At 71.7% G+C, this 21,065-nt stretch carries 20 protein-coding genes; 6 read left to right on the top strand and 14 right to left on the bottom strand.

Features of this window, described 5'->3' with window-relative positions:
* Positions 1-30: 30 nt before the first annotated feature.
* Positions 31-1,173 carry a sensor histidine kinase gene (locus ABD292_RS24060; RefSeq protein ID WP_344210888.1) on the bottom strand — a complete coding sequence of 381 codons (1,143 nt, stop codon included), beginning with the start codon at positions 1,171-1,173 and terminating at the stop codon, positions 31-33.
* A 315-nt stretch (positions 1,174-1,488) separates the two neighbouring features.
* Between ABD292_RS24060 and ABD292_RS24055 the strand changes: the two genes are divergently transcribed.
* Entirely contained in the window at positions 1,489-2,631 is a 1,143-nt protein-coding gene (locus ABD292_RS24055) for a cystathionine gamma-synthase (protein WP_344210886.1), read from the top strand.
* 13 nt (positions 2,632-2,644) lie between these two features.
* Here ABD292_RS24055 and ABD292_RS24050 read toward each other — a convergent pair whose 3' ends face one another.
* On the bottom strand, positions 2,645-3,076 hold the full coding sequence (locus ABD292_RS24050) for a hypothetical protein (protein WP_344210884.1): 432 nt from the start codon (positions 3,074-3,076) through the stop codon (positions 2,645-2,647).
* Between the two features lie 10 nt (positions 3,077-3,086).
* Positions 3,087-3,212, bottom strand: a complete 126-nt coding sequence (locus tag ABD292_RS24045; RefSeq protein ID WP_344210882.1) for a hypothetical protein — start codon at positions 3,210-3,212, stop codon at positions 3,087-3,089.
* Positions 3,213-3,351: 139 nt separating this feature from the next.
* On the opposite strand from ABD292_RS24045, the gene ABD292_RS24040 reads away from it, so the two are divergent.
* Positions 3,352-3,774: a DUF6292 family protein gene (locus ABD292_RS24040; RefSeq protein WP_344210880.1), complete on the top strand. Its 423-nt coding sequence runs from the start codon at positions 3,352-3,354 to the stop codon at positions 3,772-3,774.
* Position 3,775: 1 nt separating this feature from the next.
* Here the strand turns inward: ABD292_RS24040 and ABD292_RS24035 are convergent, their stop codons facing one another.
* The 3 genes from ABD292_RS24035 to ABD292_RS24025 are packed head-to-tail and all read right to left on the bottom strand — an operon-like array spanning position 3,776 to position 6,980.
* Positions 3,776-4,930, bottom strand: a complete 1,155-nt coding sequence (locus ABD292_RS24035; protein ID WP_344210878.1) for an epoxide hydrolase family protein — start codon at positions 4,928-4,930, stop codon at positions 3,776-3,778.
* A gap of 44 nt (positions 4,931-4,974) precedes the next feature.
* Positions 4,975-5,658, bottom strand: coding sequence for a response regulator (locus tag ABD292_RS24030; RefSeq protein WP_344210876.1), 684 nt, complete (start codon positions 5,656-5,658; stop codon positions 4,975-4,977).
* A gap of 20 nt (positions 5,659-5,678) precedes the next feature.
* On the bottom strand, positions 5,679-6,980 hold the full coding sequence (locus ABD292_RS24025; RefSeq protein WP_344210874.1) for a sensor histidine kinase: 1,302 nt from the start codon (positions 6,978-6,980) through the stop codon (positions 5,679-5,681).
* A 240-nt stretch (positions 6,981-7,220) separates the two neighbouring features.
* Here ABD292_RS24025 and ABD292_RS24020 point away from each other — a divergent pair, with 240 nt between their 5' ends.
* On the top strand, positions 7,221-7,907 hold the full coding sequence (locus tag ABD292_RS24020; RefSeq protein WP_344210872.1) for a hypothetical protein: 687 nt from the start codon (positions 7,221-7,223) through the stop codon (positions 7,905-7,907).
* Here ABD292_RS24020 and ABD292_RS24015 read toward each other — a convergent pair.
* The 4 genes from ABD292_RS24015 to ABD292_RS24000 form a co-directional block, all read right to left on the bottom strand.
* Entirely contained in the window at positions 7,882-8,337 is a 456-nt protein-coding gene (locus ABD292_RS24015; RefSeq protein WP_344210870.1) for a GNAT family N-acetyltransferase, read from the bottom strand. The genes ABD292_RS24020 and ABD292_RS24015 overlap by 26 nt on opposite strands.
* A 35-nt stretch (positions 8,338-8,372) precedes the next feature.
* Complete coding sequence (locus ABD292_RS24010) at positions 8,373-10,331, bottom strand: vWA domain-containing protein (protein WP_344210868.1); 1,959 nt, start codon at positions 10,329-10,331, stop codon at positions 8,373-8,375.
* 49 nt (positions 10,332-10,380) lie between these two features.
* A complete protein-coding gene (locus tag ABD292_RS24005; RefSeq protein ID WP_344210866.1) occupies positions 10,381-11,142 on the bottom strand; it encodes a hypothetical protein in 762 nt (253 codons plus the stop codon).
* Positions 11,143-11,204: 62 nt separating this feature from the next.
* Positions 11,205-12,602: a sigma 54-interacting transcriptional regulator gene (locus ABD292_RS24000; protein WP_344210864.1), complete on the bottom strand. Its 1,398-nt coding sequence runs from the start codon at positions 12,600-12,602 to the stop codon at positions 11,205-11,207.
* A 172-nt stretch (positions 12,603-12,774) separates the two neighbouring features.
* Between ABD292_RS24000 and ABD292_RS23995 the strand changes: the two genes are divergently transcribed.
* Complete coding sequence (locus tag ABD292_RS23995) at positions 12,775-13,947, top strand: FIST signal transduction protein (RefSeq protein WP_344210862.1); 1,173 nt, start codon at positions 12,775-12,777, stop codon at positions 13,945-13,947.
* A gap of 57 nt (positions 13,948-14,004) precedes the next feature.
* Here the strand turns inward: ABD292_RS23995 and ABD292_RS23990 are convergent, their stop codons facing one another.
* From ABD292_RS23990 to hppD, 4 genes are all read right to left on the bottom strand, one after another.
* Positions 14,005-14,793 (bottom strand): hypothetical protein, encoded by a 789-nt coding sequence (locus ABD292_RS23990; protein ID WP_344210860.1) that lies wholly within the window; start codon positions 14,791-14,793, stop codon positions 14,005-14,007.
* Positions 14,790-15,335, bottom strand: a complete 546-nt coding sequence (locus tag ABD292_RS23985; protein ID WP_329589850.1) for an RNA polymerase sigma factor — start codon at positions 15,333-15,335, stop codon at positions 14,790-14,792. The genes ABD292_RS23990 and ABD292_RS23985 overlap by 4 nt, the downstream gene beginning before the upstream one ends.
* A gap of 76 nt (positions 15,336-15,411) precedes the next feature.
* The gene (locus tag ABD292_RS23980; RefSeq protein WP_344210857.1) at positions 15,412-16,830 is read right to left on the bottom strand and encodes a M1 family metallopeptidase; all 1,419 of its coding nucleotides are present in this window, start codon (positions 16,828-16,830) and stop codon (positions 15,412-15,414) included.
* A gap of 213 nt (positions 16,831-17,043) precedes the next feature.
* On the bottom strand, positions 17,044-18,153 hold the full coding sequence (gene hppD, locus ABD292_RS23975) for a 4-hydroxyphenylpyruvate dioxygenase (RefSeq protein ID WP_344210855.1): 1,110 nt from the start codon (positions 18,151-18,153) through the stop codon (positions 17,044-17,046).
* Positions 18,154-18,256: 103 nt separating this feature from the next.
* On the opposite strand from hppD, the gene ABD292_RS23970 reads away from it, so the two are divergent.
* The gene (locus ABD292_RS23970) at positions 18,257-18,745 is read left to right on the top strand and encodes an Lrp/AsnC family transcriptional regulator (RefSeq protein WP_091087113.1); all 489 of its coding nucleotides are present in this window, start codon (positions 18,257-18,259) and stop codon (positions 18,743-18,745) included.
* 198 nt (positions 18,746-18,943) lie between these two features.
* Positions 18,944-21,013 (top strand): transglycosylase domain-containing protein, encoded by a 2,070-nt coding sequence (locus ABD292_RS23965; RefSeq protein WP_344210852.1) that lies wholly within the window; start codon positions 18,944-18,946, stop codon positions 21,011-21,013.
* The last annotated feature ends 52 nt before the right edge of the window (positions 21,014-21,065 follow it).

The following is a 21,065-nucleotide window of genomic DNA, read 5'->3' as shown; positions in this document are numbered from 1 at the left end:
GCCACCGGGCGGCCCAGGGAGGGGGACCGGTCAGGTCAGGGGGAACTCGGCGACGACCTCCCAGGCACCCTCCCTCGACGGGCCCGCGTAGAGCCGGCCACCCAGGGCCTCCACCCGTTCGGCCATCCCGACCAGGCCGAAGCCGCCGCCCAGACGGGATACCCGCGGGTCCGACGCCGAGCCGAAGTTGCGCACCCGCAGCACCACGGACCGCTCGTGGCGGCGCAGGTCCGCCTCCACCCAGGCGGCCCGCGCTGCGTGCTTGCGCACGTTGGTCAGCGACTCCTGGAGCACCCGGTGCAGGGTCGTCATGACCTCGGGCTGCAGCGTACGGTCGTCCAGGCCGGGGCCGATCTCGAAGGCCACCTTCGGGCCGTCCGCCGAGAACCGGTCGGTCAGCATCCGCAGGTCGGCCAGGGTCGTGCCGGGCCTGCGGCCCGCCTCCTCCTCGGCGCGCAGCACCGTCACCATGCGCCGCATCGAGGTCAGCGCGTCCGACCCGGCCGTGGCGATCGCGTCCAGCGCGGGCAGCACCGCCTGCGGGCTGGCCTCGGCGACCGTACGGGCGGCCTGCGCCTGGACCACGATCCCGGTGATGTGGTGGGCGACCAGGTCGTGCAGCTCCCTGGCCAGCTCCAGGCGCTCGGCCCGGCGCACGGAGTGGACGGCCTCCGCCCGCCGTTCCTGCTGGAAACGCAGGTAGCCGCCCGCTCCGGCGGCCATCGACCAACTGGCGAACAGCAGGAACGAGAACGCGAGCCCCGCCCCGTGGTAGTCGCGGCCCACGGCCTCGGCCATGAGCACGATCAGCCCGGCGCAGGCGAGGGTGGCCGCCAGGCGTACCGGCTCGACGTGCCGCAGCACGCCGATGACCAGGATGAGCAGCGCCCCGGTCTCCGTCATGCCGGGCACGCCGGCGAGGCTCGTGCCTCCGATCGCCATGGACGCGGCGAACGACAGGCCCAGCATGACGGCGAAGCCGTCGGCGCGGTGCCGCCGCCGCAGCGCCACGGCCACGATGCCCGCCACCCCGCACGCCGGCACCAGCCACTGCAGCCCCCCGACGGAGGCGGCGATCGCCAGGTCGAACAGGAGCATCAGGCCGAGCCAGCCGAGCATCGCGAACTCGCTCAGCCGCCGCACCCAGTACAGGAGGCGTTTCGTCTCACCCACGCTTCGAGCCTAGGTCTCAGGTCGGACCTCTCGTATCAACCGTTCGGCCGAGCGCGGGGGGCATGGACCGGCCCTTCAGTGGAGGCGGAGGGGCGGGGCCTGAGCGGATGCTGGAGAGGTCGAAAGGAGACGGACATGATTGCCATCGGGTTCGGGTTGCTGGGGGTCGGGCTGGTCGTCGCGCTGCTGCTCGCGCTGGCCGACCCCTTGCTGATCTCCCGGCTTGAGGGGGAGCCCGACGACGCCGCCTGACCTCCGGGGGCGCTGTCCCGCCGGCCATCCTGGAGCTGTCCGAACGTCCGTTACCGTTGGCGTATGAGCAACGGTTTTGAGACCCTGGCCATCCACGCAGGTCAGGAGCCCGACCCGCTGACCGGCGCGGTCGTGCCGCCGATATATGCCACGTCCACCTACAAGCAGGACGGCGTGGGCGGCCTGCGTTCCGGATACGAGTACAGCCGCTCGGCCAACCCCACCCGCACCGCGCTGGAGGAGGCGCTGGCGGCCGTGGAGGGCGGCGCGCGCGGGCTCGCGTTCGCGTCGGGGCTGGCCGCGGAGGACACCCTCCTGCGTACGGTCTGCAGGCCGCAGGACCACGTGATCATCCCCAACGACGCCTACGGCGGCACCTACCGGCTCTTCGCCAAGGTCCACGAGCGCTGGGACCTCCACTACGACCCGGTCCCGCTGCACGACCTCGACGCGGTGGCCGCCGCCATGACGCAGAAGACGCGGGTCGTCTGGGTCGAGACGCCGACCAACCCGCTGCTCGGCGTCGCCGACATCGCCGCGCTCGCGCGGCTCGCCCACGACAACGGGGCGCTGCTGGTGGTGGACAACACGTTCGCCTCGCCCTACCTGCAGCAGCCGCTCGCCCTCGGCGCCGACGTCGTCGTGCACTCCACCACCAAATACGTCGGCGGCCACTCCGACGTGGTCGGCGGCGCGCTGATCGCCGCCAACGCCGGGCTCGGCGAGGAGCTCGCCTACCACCAGAACGCCATGGGCGGGGTGGCCGGGCCGTTCGACGCCTGGCTGACGCTGCGCGGGCTCAAGACCCTCGGCGTACGCATGGACCGCCACTGCGACAACGCCGAGCGCGTGGTCGACCTGCTGCTCGCGCACCCGCGCGTGACCGAGGTCCTCTACCCGGGGCTCCCCGATCACCCGGGGCACGAGGTCGCGGCCAAGCAGATGCGGCGCTTCGGCGGCATGGTGTCGTTCCGGGTGGCCGGGGGCGAGGCGGAGGCCGTGGCGGTGTGCGACCGGGCCAAGCTGTTCACGCTGGGGGAGTCGCTCGGCGGCGTCGAGTCGCTGATCGAGCACCCGGGGCGGATGACGCACGCGTCGGCGGCCGGCTCGCCGCTGGAGGTGCCCGCCGACCTGGTGCGGCTGTCGGTCGGCATCGAGACGATCGACGACCTGCTCGCCGACCTCACGCAGGCGCTCGCCGGCTGACCGGCGCGTCCCGTCAGGTGGGGACGATCATCAGGAAGAGGATCACCAGCCAGATCACGGACACGATTCCGCTGATCGCGGCGATCCGTCCGTTCTGCACCTTCGCGTCGTCGGCGGGGTTCTCGCTCGAGAGAGCGTGCACGGCGGCGCGGAGGTCACGGTCGATCAGCACCAGCAGCACCGCCGCCACGATGAACAGCGTCATCGAGGCCGTCATGTACCACTTGCCGAGCACACCTCCGCCCATCACGATGCCGAGCACCAGCCCGAACACGAACACGCCGAGCGTGCCGACGCTGTAGACCCGCGTCAGGCGCTGGATGTTCTGCAGCGCGGGCACGTTCTTGGTGCGGATGAGGCGGGGCGCGGCCATCGTCGCGGCGGTCACCGGGCCGACGGTGAAGATCGCGAACCCGACGTGGAGCCAGAGAAGCAGGGTGGACATGCCGGAGAGACTAGTCGCCGGCGATCTCGGCGGGTGACTCGACACTCTCTTTGCCGCTGACCGGACAACGCGTGATGAGCTCCATGGCCGCTACCGTCACGGCCATCATGACGATGAGAAGAATCATGGCAATCATGGGCTCGCCTCCTTCCCCGTGTACGCCGTAAATATCGTCCGGAATGACTAGACGGCCGTGCAACGGAATAAGTTGGGCACGGGTAGGGTTGGTAACCGTTCCTTTTTCCTTACCGTTTGGGCACAAGGGGGTGCCGTCCGTGGCCATCAGGCATGTCGAGCCGTACAGCGACGAGTGGCTGGAGCAGCCGGTCAGTTACGTGCGCCAGGTCGTCGATCAGCTCGGAGCCGAGGTGGCGGACTGGTGGGAGGGCCCCTGCGATCCGCGTGACGCCACGCTCAGGCTGGCCGACGGCAACGCGCTGGTGTGGGACGAGGAGAGCGGCTGGCGTCTCGGCGCCTTCGTGGCCGGCGGCCGCGGCTCCCACACCGAGCTGGCGGGCGTGCGTTATCTCGGCAACGGCCTGCTGCCGCGCCCCGAGCGGGTGCCCGGGGCGCTGGCCGACGCGCGGGCCGGGGTGGGCGCCAGCACGGCCTGGCGCCCCTGCTACCGCTCCCACCGCAACTGCCGTGACGGCTTCGACCTCGCCCTGGCCTTCTACACGCGCCTCGTGGACGCCTGACCTAGCGCCGGCTGTTCACCAGCGCGAAGAACGTACGGATGTCCTCGACCAGCAGGTCGGGGGCCTGCACCGAGGCGAAGTGGCCGCCGCGCGGCGGCGTCGACCAGTGCACGATCGAGTGCGACAGCTCGGCCAGACCCCGCAGCGCCTTGTCGCCGGGGAAGTTGGCCACTCCCGTCGGCACCCCTGACGGGGCCGGGCGCTTGCCCCAACCCTCGTCGCCGCCCTCGTAGTAGAGCCGGGCCGCCGAGCCCGTGGTCTGCGTCAGCCAGAAGATCGTCAGGTCCGTGAGCAGGACGTCGCGGTCCACCGGGGCCTGCACCTTGTTCGCCGGGTCCCAGTCCACGTACCACTCCAGGTTCCAGGCGAGCTGCCCGGCGGGGGAGTCGTTGAGCGCGTACGCCAGCGTCTGCGGCCTGGTCGACATCTGGGTGGCGTAGCCGGAGTGGGTGTACCACCACGCCTCCTGCTCGCGGGCGAGCTCCCGCTCGGCCTCCGACAGCCGGTCCAGGTCGTCGGGGTCCGTCGGCGTCGAGGCGTTGGCCAGCGCGTTCACGTGCACGCCGATGACCTTGTCCGGGGCGTGCCGGCCGAGCTCGGGCGAGACCATGCTGCCGAAGTCGCCGCCCTGGGCGCCGTAGCGCTCGTAGCCGAGGCGGCGCATCAGCTCCGCCCACGCCCGCGCGACCCGGTTCACGCCCCAGCCGGTCTCCCCGGTCGGGCCGGAGAACGCGAAACCGGGCACCGACGGGATGACGACGTGGAAGGCGGGAGCCTGGTCCGCATTGTGCGCGCGCGGATCGGTCAGCGGGCCGATGAGGTCGAGGAACTCGTACACGGTGCTGGGCCAGCCGTGCGTGATGATCAGCGGGATCGCGTCCGGCTCGGGGGAGCGTACGTGCAGGAAGTGGATGTTCTGGTTGTCGATCGTGGTGGTGAACTGGGGGAAGGAGTTGAGCCGGGCCTCGTGGCGGCGCCAGTCGTACTCGGTGCGCCAGTAGCGCACCAGCTCTTCGAGGTGGCCCTGGGCCACGCCGTACGACCAGCCGACGCCGGGCAGCTCGCCGGGCCACCGGGTGCTCGCCAGGCGGGCGGCGAGCTCGTCGAGGTCGGCCTGCGGAATGTCGACCCGGAACGGGTGAATCGCATCGCTCATGTCTCCCAGCCTTACTCCGAACGCGGACGAGGCGCTTCCTCGTTTCAGGACGGCGGCTCACCGGGCCGGACGAGGCCCGTCTCGTAGGCGTGGCGCACCACCTGGGCGCGGTCGCGGAGGCCGAGCTTGGCCAGCAGCCGGTTGAGATGGGTGCTCACCGTGGCCTCGGCGATGGCGAGGGCGGCGGCGATCTCGGCGTTGGACAGGCCCTGCGCGATCAGCCGCAGCACCTGCTGCTCACGGGCGGTCAGCGCCGGCTCGGGCGGGGGTTGCGGGGGCGGCGACGTACGGCGGTAGGCGTCCACGACGCGGCCGGTCACCGCCGGGTCGAGCAGGATCTCGCCCCTGGCGGCGCTGCGCACGGCGGCGAACAGGTGCTCCGGCGGCGAGCCCTTCAGCAGGAAGCCGCTGACGCCCGCGTGGAGTGAACGATCGAGGTTGTCGTCCGTGTCGTACATGGTCAGCATGATCACGCGGGGCGCCGGGTTCGCGGCCAGGATGCGGCGGGCGGCCTCCAGGCCGTTCACGTGGGGCATGGCGATGTCGAGGAGCGCGACGTCCGGGCGGTGGGCGCTGGCCAGCTCCACCGCCTGGCGGCCGTCGGCGGCCTCGGCCACCACGGCGAGGTCGGGCTGGGTCTCCAGCATCAGCCGGAGCCCGGCCCGGATCATCGCCTGGTCGTCGGCGATCAGGACGCCGATCGGTCGCGGCTCGGTCGGCTCACTCACATGCTCGCTCACATGCTCACTCACAGGGGGAGCACCGCCCGTACCTCGAAGCCGCCCGAGGGCAGCGGGGCGGCGGTGAGGGTGCCGTCGAACAGAGCGGCCCGCTCACGCATGCCGATCAGGCCGTGGCCGCCGCCGGGTGTGCCGGACGGCCTGCGGGCAGGAGCCTCGTTGGCGACGGACAGGCGCAGCTCGCCGGGACGGTAGTCGATCGTCACCGCGGCCCTCGTCGGGCCGGCGTGCTTGAGCGCGTTGGTCAGGGCCTCCTGGACAATGCGGTACGCGGACAGATCGAGGCCCGCGGCCAGCGGCACCGGCTCGCCGCGTACGTCCAGGGTCACGTCCAGGCCGGCCGCGCGCACCTGGTCGAGGAGGTCGTCGAGGCGGCCGAGACCGGCGCGCGGGCTCAGGCGGTCGTCGTCGGCGGTGCGGAGCAGGCCGACCATGCGGCGCAGCTCGATGAGGGCGGCGCGGCCGGTCTCCTCCACCGTGGTCAGCGTCTCGCGCTCGCGGTCCTGGCCGGGGGCGAGCATCAGGCGTACCGCGCCGGTCTGCATGGTCATCACGCTGACGCTGTGGGCGACGATGTCGTGCAGCTCACGGGCCAGGCGGGCGCGTTCCTCGGCGACGGCCTCGCGGGCCAGCAGCTCGCCGCGCTCGGCGGCCTGGACGGCGAGCACCCGGTGGCGGCGTACGGCGAGGCCGGCGCCGGCCGCGATGGCGGTCATCGCCAGCGCCACGGCGACGTCGCCGGGGCCGGGCGGGGTGATGCTGTGGAGCAGCATGCCGGCGACGTACGCGCCGGTCGCGACCGCGCCGACGGCGACCTTGGGGCTGCGCAGCGGCACCTCCGACAGGAGGGTGAACAGCAGCACGAGCTGCGTGTAGAACTGCCAGGCCGCGGCGGGGGAGGCCGAGACGGTGAACACGGCGACGTTCGCGGCGGAGTAGCCGACCAGGACGGCGAACGGCGCCCGCCGCCGGTACAGCACCCCGGCCGCCGCCACCACCCCTGCCGCCGCCCACCAGGCGGCCTGCTCGCGCTGGGGCGCCATGCCGCGCTCGCTCAGCTCCTCGGCGACCGAGAACAACGCCACCACCACGGCGACGAGCCAGTCAACGGGCGAGGAGGGAAGGAACGCCGGGACCCGCCCTGCCGAGGAGGATGCGGCGTCGGCGGGGGAAGTGCGGCTGCCCATGGCGGAGCCGGCGGCGGAGTCGGCGGAGGTGGTGGGGGAGTCGGCGGCGGCGGAGTCAGCGGAGGTGGTTGGGGCGGCGGAGTCGGCGGAGGCGGCGGGGGGACGGAAGTGCCGGCGGAGCATGAGGCGAGGGTAGCCGCCGCCCCGATTGCACCGTTCCAGCAGGGCCTCCGGCCACGGGCATCACGCCCTCCGGCATCACGCCCTCCGGTCACTGCCTCGCGGGCGCGGTGCCACCACCCGTCCCCGGCGGCGCGGCGGGTGCGGGGGACGGGCGGTGGCGGGGAATCCGCCGCGCGAGGGACCCCCGGTCAAAGGCTGCTTTGACGACGGGCCTGGTGCCCGCTCCGTACGGTCCACCCCATGCTTACCAACGCGAACGCCTTCCGCCGCACCGCGGCCGGGGTGAGCCTGCTGCTCGCCCCCCTCTGCCTGCTCCTCGGCATGGTCACCGACCCCAGCGAGCCGGGCGTCACCGACCCCCTCGTCTACGCCAACAACCCCGAGGCCGTCGGCGTCAGCGCCACGCTGCTGCACTACTGCTGGGTGCTGTTCGTGCCGGGCGTGATCGGGCTGGTGCACCTCGTCCGGCGCAAGGGCGTGGTGCTGGCCAACCTCGCGGGCGCGGCGACCGTCCTCGGGCTGATCAACTTCTCGTCCCTGATGATCTCCGACTTCTTCGACATCGTGCTCTTCCAGGCCCTGCCGGTGGAGCAGGCCGAGAAGCTCATGCAGGACGCCGCGCAGCCCGCGATGATCGCCGCCTGGCAGATGCCCGGCATGATCGGCACGTTCCTCGGCCTGGTGCTGGTCGCGGTCGCCTACGCCTGGGGCGGGCGGGCCGGATGGTGGTTCCCCGTCGCGGTGCTCGCGGGCATCGTGATCTGGCTGGTGGGCGCCAGCCAGTGGAACATGGTGCTCGGCCTCGGCGGGCCGGTCATCCTGCTGGCGACCTTCGGGTACGCCGGCGTGCAGCTGATCCGCATGACCGACGCCGAGTGGGCGGGCGAGCAGCCCGCCGCGGTCACCCCGAGCGCAGCACGAGCATGACGTGCTCGTCGTCGCCGTGCCGGACCGTGCCCTCCCGCTGGAAGCCGTGCCGTTCGAGCAGGCGCACCGACGCGGTGTTGCCCATGTGCGGGTCGGCGTGGAGCGGGCGGACCGGCTCCTCGGCGAGGAAGAGGCCGAGCGCGTGGGTGCCGATGCCGCGCCCCCAGAACTCGCGCCCCATCCAGTAGCCGATGAAGCGGCGGTCCTCCTCCCACCAGGCCACCAGGTTGCCGGCGAGCCGGCCGTCGGCCTCGATCGCGCGCACCCGGTTGGCCGGGTCACCGAGGACCCGGGTGCGCCAGTGGGTGAGGAAGCGCTCCCGGGGCCGGGCGGGGAACCGGGAGCGCCGGACGGCCTCCGGATCGTGCTCCTGCGCCAGGAACACCTCCAGGTCGTCCTCCACCACGTCTCTGAGCCGTACGTCCGTCATGACCGGGAGTCTGGCAGCCGGGACCGACAGAAAAGTCAGCGGGAGCGGCGCAGGCGGAGGAAGTCGCTGACGACGTACTCGCCCAGCCGCTCGGCGCTCGGCGAGAACACCCGGCCGCCGTTGCGCCGCGCCACCTCGTCCACGAACTCCTTCAGCCGGTCGTCGGCGGCCAGCATGAAGACGTTGAGAGTGGCCCGCCGCCGGGTCATCTTGTCGATCTCGGCCAGGGTGAGCTCCAGCGTCTCGTGCGACGGCGGCCACTCGAAGGCCGAGTGGCCGTTGCGCATGAGGTGCGCGGTCGGCTCGCCGTCGGTGACGACCAGCACCACCGGCTCGAAGTCGGGATGGCGGTCGAGATGGCGGCCGGCGATCAGCAGGGCGTGGTGCAGGTTCGTGCCCTGGACCATGTCCCAGTCGAGCCCGGCCAGCTCGTCCGGCTGCAGCACCCGCGCGTAGTTGGAGAAGCCGATGATCTGCACGGCGTCCTGCGGGAACTTCGAGGCCACCAGCGCCTGCAGGGCGAGGGCGGTCTGCTTGGCGGCGGCCCAGGTGCCGCGCAGAGCCATCGAGTACGACAGGTCCACCAGCAGGCACACCGCCGCGGCCGTGCGGCGTTCGGTCTCGGCCACCTCGAAGTCGTCCACGGACAGGCGCACCGCCGCGCCGCCCCCTGATGTCGCCCCGCCCCGGCGCACGCCGTTGACCAGGGTGCGGACCACGTCGAGCGGCTGCTCGTCGCCGAACCGCCACGGCCGCGAGGAGCCCGTGAGCTCGCCCGCCGAGCCGGCGTCGTGCTGGTCGTGGTCGCCGCGCCGGCCCGCGTCCAGCGAGGAGAACACCCGGCGCAGTGCGGTCTCGCCGAGCCGGCGCACGGCCTTCGGGGTCAGCTCCAGCTTGCCGCGGCGGCGCAGCAGGTAGCCCTGCTCCTCCAGCTCGCGCTCGATGCGCTTGAGCGCCTCCAGGTCGTCCACGGCGGAGCGGCCGAGCGCGCGGCGTACGGCGGCCTCGTCCACGTCGTCGAGCCGCGCGCCCGGGTAGTCCTGGCGCAGCGCCGTTTCGAGCTGGGTCAGGTCGGCCAGCTCCTCCAGCGCGGTCACCGCGTCGCCCATGCCGAGCGGTTCCTCGCCGGTGAGGCGTTCGGGGGCGTTCCAGGCCAGGTCGGGGCGGCGGGAGTAGAGGGCCTCGCCGAGGCGGCGCATCTGGTCCGACAGCCCGGCCTGCTCCAGCGTCTGGTTGATGAGGTTGCTCAGCTCCTCGCGCTGGCGCGGCGTCATCGAGGCCAGCATGCGCTGCGTGGCGGCGGCGCGGCGGGCCAGGATGTCGACCAGCTCTTCGAGGTTGCGGGGCTTCTCGGGGAACAGGTCGCCGTACTTGTCCATGAACGCGGCGAAGTCGGCCTGGGTGTGCTGGCCGCGGGCGTCCCTGTCCAGCATGTCGTTGAGGTCCGCCATCATCTGGCGGACGCGCTCCATGGCCTCCGGGTCGGGGTTGGCCAGGGCGTCGCGGAGCCCGCGGAACTGCGCGTCGAGGACCTCGCGGCGCAGCAGGCCGCGCAGCTCCTCGAAGGTCTGGCGGGCGGCGCCGGAGCGCCACTCGTACGTGCTCAGCTCCTGGATGGCGCTCGCGGTGTCGTCGGGGAGCGCGTCGAGCCCCGCCTCCCGCATCCGCGCGTCGTCGGACGGGTCGGGGAACAGCTCGGCCCGCTCCTGCCCGATGGCCTTGTCGAGCAGCGCCCGCGCCTTCTCCAGGGTGCCGTCCAGCCGCCCGCGCTCGCGCAGGTCGCGGCGGCGCCGCCGGACCTCCCTGAGCATGTCGTCGAGACCGCGGCGGTCCTGCGTGCCGGGCAGGCCGCGCTTGAGCAGGTCGCGCAGGGCGTGGACCGGCGTCGAGCCCGACAGGATCGCGTCGCCCATCTCGTCCAGCGCCGCCCGTACGTCGTAGGGGGGAGCGAGAGGGTCGGGGCCGTCGTGGTACTCGCCATAGCGGTAGGCCATCACCCCACCACGCTAACCCGGAATGCCCGATTTCGCTGCGGGGCCGGTCCTACGCGTCCCCGTAGACCTCCCAGACCTCGTCGATCCCGCCGACCTCGGGCGAGAAGCGCAGCTTCGCGAGCACGGGGTGCTCGACCGAGCGCAGGGCCCTGGCGAGGTCGTCGGGGCCGCAGGCCCGCTTGCCCAGGCCGTCGCGGTCGGCGTTGACCGGCCGTCCCGCCAGCCAGCCGTCCTTGCAGCGGGCCGTGGTCCGGTAGAAGTACGTCAGGTAGGAGTAGCCCAGCTTGTACGTCTTCCCGCCCGTCGCGAACAGCACCGTACGGTCGTCCACCCGCTCGATCGTCCCCCGGGCGGTGCGCGAGTTCGGCCAGTTGGAGATCAGGATCTCGTTGACCCGCACGGCCCGCCCATCCTGGTACTCCACCCGCATCGGCGTCGTCCCGCGCCCCAGCGCGGCGGCCAGGTCGCCGGGCTTGCACCGGGTGCGGCCGAGCCCCTTCGCGTCGAGCGCGACCTGCCCCTCGGTCTCCTTCAGGTCGCAGGCCACGGTCACCCGGCCGACGGCGGCCCTCGTGTAGTCGAGCCGGACCTCCTTGGCCCCGGCGAGCGTCTTGAGCCGGTAGCCGAGGAAGCCCTGCTGCTTCACGAGCGTGGCCGACTTCGGCACGATCCGGAGGTGACCCTTGCCGTCGGGCCAGGCGTAGCCGTACGCGACCTGGGGCGAGGCGCTGGGAGTGGTGGCCCGCGCGGGCACGGCGAAGGCGCCCGCGGTGAGTACGGCGGCGGTGGCGCAGGCAAGCGAACGGCGCATGGGTGGCTCCCCCGTCAGGAACGATCAGTCACCCCCTTTGACGCGGGAAAACGCGCCCGCGTTCACGTGCGATAGACGGCCGTTCCGTCGAGGTCCTCCTTCGACAGGCGCCGCATGAGGTAGAGCCCTTCCAGCGCGAACTCCAGCGCCGCCGCCGCGTGCCCGGGGGACTCCTCGCCCGCGCCCATGCCCAGCCGCGACATGATCTTGGCGAGGCCGGTCACCGGGCCCATGCGGGTCAGCAGCTCGCCGGCCGGGACCAGCTCGCCGGACTCCACCTGGCCGCCCTCGGCGAACTTGTCGGTCACCGCCGACAGGTCCGCGCCGCCCAGCCGGTTGCGGAACGTCTCCGCCGTCGCCCGGCGCAGCAGGTGGGCCAGGATCTCGGTCTCCCTGCCCTCCTCGCTGACCTCGAACTCCACCTTCCCGCGCAGGCTGTGGACCACGCAGGCCAGGTCGACCACGCGGGTGACGGCCTGCTCCTCGCCCGCGATGGCGGAGCGGCGCACCGCGGAGGCGGCGGCCGTCTCTGCGGCGGCGATCGAGAAGCGCGCGGAGACGCCGGAACGGGCGTCCACGGCGGTGGACTCGCGGACGAGGCGGGTGAAGCGGGCGATCACCTCGACCAGGTGCTCGGGGATGTCGGCCCCGATGTCGGGGACGGACTCCTGGCGGATGAGCGTGAGCTCGTCCTCGACGGTGAGCGGGTAGTGGGTGCGGATCTCGGCGCCGAAGCGGTCCTTCAGCGGGGTGATGATCCGGCCGCGGTTGGTGTAGTCCTCGGGGTTGGCGCTGGCGATGAGCAGGATGTCGAGCGGCAGGCGCAGGTTGTAGCCGCGGACCTGGATGTCGCGCTCCTCCAGCACGTTGAGCAGCGACACCTGGATGCGTTCCGCCAGGTCGGGCAGCTCGTTGACGGAGAAGACGCCCCGGTTGGTGCGCGGCACGAGCCCGTAGTGGACGGTCTCGGGGTCGCCGAGCGTGCGGCCTTCGGCGATCTTGATGGGGTCGATGTCGCCGATCAGGTCGCCCACGCTGGTGTCGGGCGTGGCCAGCTTCTCGCCGTAGCGCTCGTCGCGGTGCTTCCAGGCGACCGGCAGCTCCTCGCCCAGCTCCCGCGCCAGCGTCCGGCAGCGCGTGCAGACCGGCGCGTACGGATGGTCGTTGATCTCGCACCCCTCGACCACCGGCGTCCACTCGTCGAGCAGCCCGGTGACGGTGCGGATGAGCCGGGTCTTGCCCTGGCCGCGCTCGCCCAGGAGGACCAGGTCGTGCCCGGCGAGAAGGGCCCGCTCCAGATGCGGCAGGACCGTTTCGTCGAAGCCGACGATGCCGGGGAAGCGCGGCTCGCCCGCCCGCAGCTTGGCCAGCAGGTTCGCCCTGACCTCGGCTTTCACGGTGCGGTGGACGTGTCCGCTCTCCCGCAGCTCGCGGAGAGTTCGTGGCTGTGGCTGATGCACGGGTTCGAGACTACGTCCCCTGAGGGGAATGTGGCAGGGCCTTCCACAACCAGGGGAGATTTCGGATCTCGACTATTGAGTGACGGTTCGTGTGCGTGCTTGTCCCTTTAGTGGGGAGAATCCGGACCTAGGGAACTTGGACATGTTGAGGGAGGCGAGACGTGTGGCCTTGATGACGAGTCGCTTCGCCGACGGCCTCGCCGTGGGTTCCGACCTGGTGGTGGCCGCGCAGAACGCCGTCGGCCGGGCCCTGTCGAGGCTCAGCGGCCAAGCCGACCTGGTCTGCTTCTTCATCTGCGGCGACGACCCTGACGACGTCGCGAGGGCCGGACAGGCCGCGATGGAGCTCGCGCCCGGTGCGCACGTGATCGGTTGCAGCGCCACGGGGGTGATCGGCGACGGGCAGGGGGTGGAACTGACGCCCGCCGTGAGCGCCTGGGCGGCGACCTTGGAAGGGGCCAGACTCACCACGTTCGCGCTGGACACGCTGGCGGCCGAGGACAAGTTCGTGGTCGTCGGGGTGCCCGAGCGCGCCACTGACGACCATGTGGCGATCCTGCTGGCCGACCCGTACACCTTTCCGACCGACGCCTTCGTCGAACGCTCGGTGGACGTGCTCGGCGACCTCCCGCTCATCGGCGGGCTGGCCAACGGCCTCCAGGGGCGGGGCTCGGTCAGGCTGTTCGCGGACGGCAAGGTCTATCTGGAAGGCGCGATCGGCGTCCTGCTCGGCGGGCCGCTGCAGGTCAGCACCGTGGTCAGCCAGGGCTGCCGGCCGATCGGCCCCAGCATGGTGGTGACCGCGTCCGAGGAGAACCTGCTGCTCGAACTGGCCGGGCAGCCCGCGCTGGCCCGGCTCGAGGACATCGTCAGCGACCTCGACGAGGACGACCGCGAGCTCGTCGCCGCCGGGCTGCAGATCGGCATCGCCATGGACGAGTACGCCGAGCGCCACGAACGCGGCGACTTCCTCATCCGCGGCGTGATCGGCATCGACCCCGAACGCGAGGCCGTCGCCATCGGCGACATCGTGGAGGTCGGCCGGACCGTACGCTTCCAGGTGCGCGACGCCGCCACCGCCGACGAGGACCTGTACGACGTCCTGGACGCCCACCGCGAACAGCTCGGCCGGGTCGACGGGGCGCTGCTGTTCTCCTGCAACGGGCGCGGCTCGGCCATGTTCGGCACCGCCGACCACGACCCCGTCGCACTGCGCGACACGCTCGGGCCGATCGGGGTGGCGGGGTTCTTCGCCGCCGGGGAGGTCGGGCCGGTCGCCGGGCACAACCACGTCCACGGCTTCACCGCCTCCGTCCTGGTCTTCTCCAGCACGTCCCCGGCGTGACCGCTGCCCCGGCCCGCGCCGGGGTGCAGGGGCGGGGCCGGAGCGGCGGTGAGGGTGTCAGCGGGTGCCTTGGGCCGGGCCGGAGCCGTCGTTCTCGCGCGTGACCAGGCCGGGGCCGTCGTCGTCGCGCGTCGTGAGGCCGGGGCCGCCGTCGTCGCGCGTGGTGGGGCCGGGGCCGCCGTCGTCGTGCGTGGTGGGGCCGGGGCCGCCGTCCTCGCGTGTCGTGAAGCCGGGGCCGTCGTCCTTCTTTCCTTCCTCCGTGCCGCCGGAGCCGGATGACGGCAGCGGCAGGGAAGTGGCCGCGCAGGGTGCGACCTCACCCTCCACCACCTGGAGCGACGTCGCCGACGGCAGGTCACGGTCGCCGTCCGGCCCCTTGGTCACGGCCAGGACGAGCGTCGACCCGGCCGGCACCTGCCCTTCCGTGATGGAGAAGGAGATCCCGTCCCCGTCCCTCCTGATGGCGCTGCCGAAGCGGCCGTGCGGGCCGCCCGGCCGGCCGCGCCCCGGCCGGCACGTCCGCCCCTCGGGCAGGTAGTCCACGACCGCCTTGACGCCGTGGCGGGCCAGCTCGGCCTCCAGCCCGCCCGGGTCGGTGAAGGCGCTGATCCGGACGCTGACCGTCCCGTCCGGCGCCTCGGTGACCGCGTACGCGGGCGCTTGGACCATCAGCGCCGCGGCCGCGGCGGCGGCCGCCCCAACGCCGGCGACGGCCACCGCCAGCCGCCGTCCGCGCCGCCCGCCCAGGGCCGGGGGAGTGCTCGTCGTCGTCATCATGTCGTCCGCCGTTCTCATCGTGATCTCCGACTTGAGTGCACTGAGAAGGCGCTCCTCGAAGCTGCTCATGCCTGTCCTTCCAGGTACACGGATGCCGGCGAAGCGACGTCTCGCAGGGCTCGTCTGGCCCGGTGCAACCTGACCCGGGCGGTCACCTGACGGATCCCGAGGGCCGCGGCGGCCTCCTTGAGGCTGAGCTGGTCGATCGCGACGAGCTCCAGCACCGCGCGCTCGCCCTCGGGCAGCCCGGCCAGGGCCTCCCAGGCGTGGCGCATCCGGCGCCCGGCGTCGATCCGCTCCTCCATCCGGGTGAGGTCGTCGTCGTCCATCAGCCGCCGGCCGGCCAGCCGGCTGCCGGCCCGGGACTCCCGGGCCGCCCGCCGGTGCTGGGCCGACACGACGTTGCGCGCGATGCCGTACAGCCAGGCGGCCTCGCTGCCGCGGCCGGGAACGTAGGTGTGCGCGGAGTCCAGCACCGCCACGAAGATGTCGGCCGTGAGGTCGGCGGCCAGGTGCGGGTCGCTCACCCGTCTGGTCACGAACCTCAGCACCGCGTCCACGTGGCGGCGGTAGAAGGCCTCGAAGGCCGCGGGGTCCTCGTTGAGGCGCATGGCCCGCCACTTCCTTTTCCGTCGTTCGCCTTACACCTTTACTTGGGCCGGGCGACGGAAAGCGTTGCCGCCCTGGTCAGGTGGGGCGGCGGGGCTGGAAGAGCCAGGCGTCGAAGAGCGGGCCGAGGTCCTTGCCCGACAGTTTCTCGGCGAGCGCGATGAACTGCTCGGTCGTGACGTTGCCGTAGCGGTGCTCGGCGGTCCAGGCGCGCAGCAGCTTGAAGAACGTCTCGTCGCCGACGGCCTTGCGCAGGGCGTGCAGGGTCATCGCGCCGCGCGTGTAGACGGACTGGTTGAACAGGTCGTCGGCCTTGGCGTTGCCCGGCGGGTAGGCCCAGATCGGGTCGCCGGCCGGGCGGGCGAGATTGCGCTGGAAGATGGCCTCGGCGGTGCCCGTGCCCTTGTGCTCGGCCCACAGCCACTCGGCGTAGGTGGCGAAGCCCTCGTTGAGCCAGATGTCCTTCCAGCGCCGGATGCTGAGGCTGTCGCCGAACCACTGGTGGGCCAGCTCGTGGGCGATGATGGCCTCGTCGGGGGCGAAGCCGCCGTACATCGGCTTGGTCTGGTTTTCCAGGGCGTAGCCGGTGGCGAAGTCGTCGACGACGCCGCCGGTCGAGCCGAACGGATAGGGGCCGAAGACGGTGGACCAGTAGTCGGTGACCTCGCCGGAGACGGTGTAGAGCTTGTCGAGCGAGCTCTTGAACGCCGGATCGACGGCGGCCAGCAGCGGGATGCCTGCGGCGGTGCGGCCCTCGCGCAGGTCGAACGTGCCGAGCGTGGCCGTGGCGAGATAGGTGGCCATCGGCTGCCTCTCGTGCCAGCGCCACGTGGTCCTGCCTCCCACGGTGGTGGGCCGGCCGGTCAGCTCGCCGTTGGCCAGGGCGGTGAGCCCGGCGGGCACGGTGATCGCGAAGTCGAAGGACGCCTTGTCGGAGGGGTGGTCGTTGGCCGGGAACCAGGTCTTGGCGCCGTCGGGCTCGGCGGTGACGAACGCGCCGTCGCGGGTCGGGATGAAGCCGTAGGTGCCGAGGTTGGCGGAGTTGACGACCGGCTGGGGGGTGCCGGCGTAGGACACCCGGACGGTGAAGCGGTCGTCGTCCTCGATCGGGCGCGCAGGCCGGATCTTGAGCTCCTGGCCCTGCCTGCTGAAGGTGGCGGCCTCGTCGTCGACGGTGACGCCGCTGACGTCGTAGCCGGTCAGGTCGAGGTCGAAGCTGGACAGGTCCTGGGTGGCGGCGGCGGTGATGGTGGTGACGCCGCGCAGCTGCCTGTCGGCGGGCGTGTAGTCGATGGCGATGGCGTAGTGGGCGACGTCGTAGCCGCCGTTGCCGTCCAGGGGGAAGGCGGGGTCGCCGATGCCGGGCGCGCCCGCGCGGGCGTCGGCGATCGCGGCGGCCGTGGGATCGGTGGACGGAGGCGGCTGGTCGGCCGGCGTGCAGGCGAGCGCGCCGGCCAGCGCCATCAAGATCGCGACTGAGCGTCTTTCGTAACGCATCCCCGAAATCAGCCCCCTTCGATCCGTGACCAGAATATTACTCTCGGTCAGGCACCGGCTGCGACACGGCCTGGTCTGCGGGTTCTCGTACGGGAGGGTTGGACGGGGTGCACGACGAGGACGCCGGCGCACGGACATGCGGCGGCGTCCTCGGGCCCTAACGGTGGCGACGGTCCCATGATGCTGTGATCACCCGGGACAAGTCGGGACAAACTAAAGGTTGCCCCTGCGTTCCTGCTCGCGCTCGATGGCCTCGAAGAGGGCCTTGAAGTTGCCCTTGCCGAACCCGAGCGAGCCGTGCCGCTCGATCAGCTCGAAGAACACGGTGGGCCGGTCCTGCACGGGCTGCGTGAAGATCTGCAGCAGGTAGCCGTCCTCGTCGCGGTCCACCAGGATGCGGCGCTTCTTCAGCTCCTCGATCGGCGCCCGCACCTGCCCGATGCGCTCGCGCAGCTCGGGGTCGTCGTAGTACGAGTCCGGCGTGTCGAGGAAGCGCACCCCGGCCGCCCTCATGTGGTCGACCGTGGTGATGATGTCGTTGGTGGCGAGCGCGATGTGCTGCACGCCGGGGCCGCCGTAGAACTCCAGGTACTCGTCGATCTGCGACTTCTTGCGGCTGACGGCCGGCTCGTTGAGCGGGAACTTGACCTTGCGGGTGCCGTCGGCCACGACCTTCGACATGAGCGCGGAGTACTCGGTCGCGATGTCGTCGCCGATGAACTCGGCCATGTTGGTGAAGCCCATCACCTTGCGGTAGAACTCCACCCACTCGTCCATCTTGCCCAGCTCGACGTTGCCGACGCAGTGGTCGACCGCCTGGAAGAGCCGGCCGGTCCGGGTCGCGGGCGGGGCGACCAGCGGCTCGGCGGGCACGTAGCCGGGCAGGTAGGGGCCGCTGTAGTTGGCGCGGTCGACGAGGGTGTGCCGCGTCTCGCCGTACGTCGCGATGGCCGCGAGCACCACCTTGCCGTGCTCGTCCTCCAGCGTGTACGGCTCCTCCAGCCCCGTCGCCCCCTGCTCGACGGCGTGCCGGTAGGCGGCCTCCACGTCAGGCACCTGGATGGCCAGGTCGATCACCCCGTCGCCGTGCTCGGCCACGTGCCGCGCCAGGTCGGTGCCGGGCCGGATCGAGGCGCGGAACTCGAAGGTGGCGCTGCCCGAGGTGAGCACGTACGCGGCCGTCTCGGGGCTGCCGTTCTCCGGCCCCCGATAGGCCACCAGCTTCATCCCGAACGCGGTGGAGTAGTAGTGGGCCGCCTGGCGGGCGTTGCCGACCGCGAACACGACGGCGTCCATGCCGTTGACCGGAAAAACATCGCTCATGCCCCCAACTCTCGATATGTCTGGACGAGTTGCGCAAGAGTTACTTGAAAGAGTGGACAATCTGCCTAGCGTTGAGCGGAGTTGTCCGCTACTTCTGTACAGCATGACGACGATCGACGACCTCGACGCCCGGCTCATCGCGCTGCTGACCGCCGAGCCGCGCCTCGGCGTGCTGGAGTGCTCGCGCCGCCTCGGGGTGGCCCGCGGCACCGTACAGGCCCGGCTCGACCGGCTGGCCGCCCGCGGGGTGATCACCGGTTTCGGCCCCGACGTGTCGCCCGCGGCGCTCGGCTACGGCGTCACCGCCTTCGTCACGATGGAGATCCGCCAGGTCTCCGGGCACGATCCGGTCGCCGACCGGCTGGCGCGCATCCCCGAGGTGCTGGAGGTGCACACGATCACCGGGGCCAGCGATCTGCTCTGCCGGGTGGTCGCGCGGACGAATGCGGATCTGCAGCGAGTTATCGATCAAATTGTGGATGTCCAAGGCGTGTTGCGGACTAATTCGATCATTGCCCTGGACACCCCGGTTCCTTACCGAGTGCTGCCCTTGGTCGCCGATGTTCCGCGTCGCGAGAGCCGTTCGACGTAGTATCGCCATGGGACGGGGCACCGATATCGATCGTTTACCCTTGGCATTCGCCCAGCTTGCAGGCTTGCGACAGGGGGGTCGAAGGTGCGGAGCGGTGGAGGGGGCGGAATGCCGAAAAAGCGGATACTTCGGCTTCTGCTGATTTGTTCGGGAGCGGGAATCCTCGTACTCGTCGGCCTTTTCGCCGTCGCGTGGGCCATGACTCCTATTCCCGACACCACCCAGAAACAGGCCACCGCGCAGGGCTCGGTGATCTATTACCGCGACGGCAAGACCGTCCTCGCCCGGCAGGGCGTCGACCGCAAGGTGGTCGAGCTGGACAAGGTGCCGGAGCACGTGCGCGAGGCCGTCATCGCGGCCGAGAACCGCTCGTTCTACGAGGACGCCGGCGTCTCGGCCAAGGGCACCGCGCGCGCCCTGTGGTCCACCGTGACCGGGCAGCAGCTCCAGGGCGGCTCGACCATCACCCAGCAGCTCGTCCGCAACTACTACAGCGGCCTCAGCCAGGAGCGCTCGGTCACCCGCAAGTTCAAAGAGATCCTGATCGCCATGAAGGTCGACCAGTCCAAGCCGAAGGACTGGGTGCTGGAGCAGTATCTCAACACGATCTACTTCGGCCGGGGCGCCAACGGCGTGCAGTCGGCCGCCCGCGCCTACTTCGGCAAGGACGTCGAGGACCTCGACGTGGCCGAGGGCGCCTACCTGGCCGCCGTGATCCAGCAGCCCAGCCGCTTCGCCGACCCCGAGGGCGCCGACCTGCAGGCGGCGCGTTACCGCTGGAAGTCGGTGATCGACGCCATGCGCGAGACCGGCGCGCTGAGCGCGGCCGAGGCGTCCGCCCAGAAGTTCCCCGAGCTGGTCGCGCCGAAGAAGCCGTTCGAGCTCAAGGGCCAGGCCCGCTACATGCTCCAGCAGGTCACCGACGAGCTCAACCGGCGCGGCTACACCGACGAGGAGATCAACAGCGGCGGGCTGAAGATCGTCTCGACCTTCGACAAGAAGCTCATGACGGCGGCCGAGCGGGCGGTCAAGGCGACGATCCCGGACGGCACCTCGCAGAAGGTGCGCACCGGGCTGGCCGCCGTCGATCCCGCGACCGGCGAGGTGGTCGCCTTCTACGGCGGCGACCCCGAGCGCTACTCCTACGACAACGCCTTCTCGGCCAAGGTCATGGCGGGCTCGACGTTCAAGCCGTACACCCTGGCCGCCGCGCTCGACAACGGCTTCGACCTGTCCACCCAGGTCGACGGCAACTCGCCGCTGCGGGTGGCCTCGGCCGACAAGCCCATCCCCAACGACAGCGGACGCTCCTACGGTCGCATCGACCTGGTCCAGGCCACCCAGAACTCGGTCAACACCGCGTTCGTGGACCTCGGGCAGAAGGTCGGGCTGGACAAGGTGGCCGAGACCGCCGAGAAGGCCGGCATCCCGGCCGCCCAGCTCACCCAGAAGGACGCGGCCTCCTTCCCGCTCGGCGTCTCCTCGGTCAGCGCCGTGCAGAACGCCTCCGGCTTCTCCACGTTCGCCAACAAGGGCGTGCACGTGGAGGCGCACGTGCTCAAGTCGGTCACCGACGGCGAGGGGCACAAGGAGGTCGTCGAGCCGGTCTCGACGAAGGTGATCGGCGAGCAGGCCGCGGCCGACACGACGTACGCGATGCAGCAGGTCGTCAAATACGGCACCGGCACCGCGGCCCGGCTCTACGACCGGCCGGTGGCCGGCAAGACCGGCACCACCGACGACTCCCGGTCGGTCTGGTTCAACGGGTTCACGCCGCAGCTCGCGGTCGCGGTCAACATGTTCCGCGACGACAACAAGACCGTGACGGTCCCCGGCTACGGCACCCAGTTCGGCGGGCAGCTTCCGGCGCAGATCTGGCGGGCGTTCATGACCGAGGCCATGGCGGGCAAGCCGGTCGAGGAGTTCCCAGAGCCGTCCGACTACGGCTGGGACGACTACTCCCCCTTCCGCGACGACCGGGGGGACGAGCCGCAGCAGGACTACTCGCCGCCGTCCGACGACGGCTGGAGCACCCCGTCGACCGAGCCCGACGAGCCGTCCTCCGACGGCTGGCCGACCAGCGAGGGCCCCGGTGACAGCGTCCAGGACGGCGGCCGCAACGACCAGAACGGCCAGAACGACTTCGGCAGGCGCGGCGACCAGTCCGAGCAGTCGGACCCGCCGTCCTCCCAGGAGGCCGACCAGCCCTTCACCCGCACCGACCAGCCCCCCGGCAACGGCCCCGACCGCACCACCCCGAACGACTGACCGCCCGCCCCAGACGGTTGGGCGGGCTGAGCGGCCGAGCGGCCCTGTCGGC

The organism is Nonomuraea bangladeshensis (genome assembly GCF_039529455.1).
GTDB classification, from domain to species: Bacteria; Actinomycetota; Actinomycetes; order Streptosporangiales; family Streptosporangiaceae; genus Nonomuraea; species Nonomuraea bangladeshensis.
This window is presented reverse-complemented; position numbering and strand designations above follow the sequence as displayed.

Excerpts from the sequence above, each read along its gene's own strand:
- ABD292_RS24055 (WP_344210886.1), top strand. The coding sequence starts at position 1,489 with ATGAGCAACGGTTTTGAGACCCTGGCCATCCACGCAGGTCAGGAGCCC.
- ABD292_RS24050 (WP_344210884.1), bottom strand. The coding sequence starts at position 3,076 with ATGTCCACCCTGCTTCTCTGGCTCCACGTCGGGTTCGCGATCTTCACC.
- ABD292_RS24045 (WP_344210882.1), bottom strand. The coding sequence starts at position 3,212 with ATGATTGCCATGATTCTTCTCATCGTCATGATGGCCGTGACGGTAGCG.
- ABD292_RS24035 (WP_344210878.1), bottom strand. The coding sequence starts at position 4,930 with ATGAGCGATGCGATTCACCCGTTCCGGGTCGACATTCCGCAGGCCGAC.
- ABD292_RS24025 (WP_344210874.1), bottom strand. The coding sequence starts at position 6,980 with ATGCTCCGCCGGCACTTCCGTCCCCCCGCCGCCTCCGCCGACTCCGCC.
- ABD292_RS24020 (WP_344210872.1), top strand. The coding sequence starts at position 7,221 with ATGCTTACCAACGCGAACGCCTTCCGCCGCACCGCGGCCGGGGTGAGC.
- ABD292_RS24015 (WP_344210870.1), bottom strand. The coding sequence starts at position 8,337 with ATGACGGACGTACGGCTCAGAGACGTGGTGGAGGACGACCTGGAGGTG.
- ABD292_RS24010 (WP_344210868.1), bottom strand. The coding sequence starts at position 10,331 with ATGGCCTACCGCTATGGCGAGTACCACGACGGCCCCGACCCTCTCGCT.
- ABD292_RS24005 (WP_344210866.1), bottom strand. The coding sequence starts at position 11,142 with ATGCGCCGTTCGCTTGCCTGCGCCACCGCCGCCGTACTCACCGCGGGC.
- ABD292_RS23995 (WP_344210862.1), top strand. The coding sequence starts at position 12,775 with ATGACGAGTCGCTTCGCCGACGGCCTCGCCGTGGGTTCCGACCTGGTG.
- ABD292_RS23990 (WP_344210860.1), bottom strand. The coding sequence starts at position 14,793 with ATGAGCAGCTTCGAGGAGCGCCTTCTCAGTGCACTCAAGTCGGAGATC.
- ABD292_RS23985 (WP_329589850.1), bottom strand. The coding sequence starts at position 15,335 with ATGCGCCTCAACGAGGACCCCGCGGCCTTCGAGGCCTTCTACCGCCGC.
- ABD292_RS23980 (WP_344210857.1), bottom strand. The coding sequence starts at position 16,830 with ATGCGTTACGAAAGACGCTCAGTCGCGATCTTGATGGCGCTGGCCGGC.
- hppD (WP_344210855.1), bottom strand. The coding sequence starts at position 18,153 with ATGAGCGATGTTTTTCCGGTCAACGGCATGGACGCCGTCGTGTTCGCG.
- ABD292_RS23970 (WP_091087113.1), top strand. The coding sequence starts at position 18,257 with ATGACGACGATCGACGACCTCGACGCCCGGCTCATCGCGCTGCTGACC.
- ABD292_RS23965 (WP_344210852.1), top strand. The coding sequence starts at position 18,944 with ATGACTCCTATTCCCGACACCACCCAGAAACAGGCCACCGCGCAGGGC.